Annotated in this window: 1 protein-coding gene; it reads right to left on the bottom strand. The window is 52.0% G+C overall.

All coding sequences use genetic code 11. The features are described 5' to 3' along the window. Window positions 1-589: 589 nt before the first annotated feature. On the bottom strand, window positions 590-958 hold a 369-nt coding region (locus tag RMSM_RS10535; protein WP_040765431.1), incomplete at its 5' end, for a site-specific integrase.

Here is a 958-nt window from a genome sequence, read left to right as displayed (position 1 = left end):
TCCTCTCCCGATCGCGTCGCTTCCCGTTGCAGCCCTCGTCAGCTCACCGGATTCTTAATCTTAATCCTACTCTTAATCCTAATCTCGTCCGAGCGGCCAGCGTTCCCTCGCCATCCTCCTTCCCCGATGCATCGCATAGTCCACCCAACGCACACCTCTCCCCAAATTTAAAATTTACAATTGTCAATTTAACTTTTTCAATCTCTCTCCCATCATTAACATCATTCTCCACCGCATCTCCCTGCTACACCTCAATCTCCACCGCCCCCGCGTCCCGAAAATCAACCAACCCTATCGGTGACTCACCCACAAACGACCATCGACATCCTTAACAACCGCAGCGAACAAAAAAACTCAGAGAATTCGCTTGCAACAGCTGCGCCGGTCGCCAATAATCCGATTCTACTTTCGCTGGGGCGGACTTAGAGCGTGCACCCCAGGCAACCGAAGGTGCAGACGCTCACCGCAGTTTCACCACTTCCCGGCTTCCGTCGGTCCCCGTGGTCTGACGATGACGAATGGCTTAGAAATCCGGCAATGTATCGACGGGCCTTTTAACGGTTTTTCCAAGCTTCGGGCGAATATGAACCTATCGCATCGTCGTTTCAATGTCCTTATGTCCCATCAGGTTTTGCACCGTCTGAATGTCTGTTCCCGATTCATCGCGAACAACAAGATGCCCTTCGTCGAAACAAACATCCTTGATCCTCAGCCGACGACACTCCTTGTGTCGCAGTCCTGCGCCGTAGAACAACAGAAACATCAAACGATGAATTCCCACTAATTGCTCAAGCAATCGCTCAATTTCGCCTCGGCTAAACCACACCGGAATCGACTCGCTCGGCCGGACGCGAGTCGAAATGTTGGCACCTAGCCTTTTTCCCAACACGCACTGGTATAAAAACATCAGCCCGATTGAGCTTGGCTCTGCGTGCTCGTAGCCACTTTGTTTTCCCCC

Source organism: Rhodopirellula maiorica SM1 (assembly GCF_000346295.1).
GTDB lineage: Bacteria > Planctomycetota > Planctomycetia > Pirellulales > Pirellulaceae > Novipirellula > Novipirellula maiorica.
The sequence above is the reverse complement of the archived record's forward strand: the minus strand, read 5'-3'. Positions and strand labels throughout refer to the sequence as shown.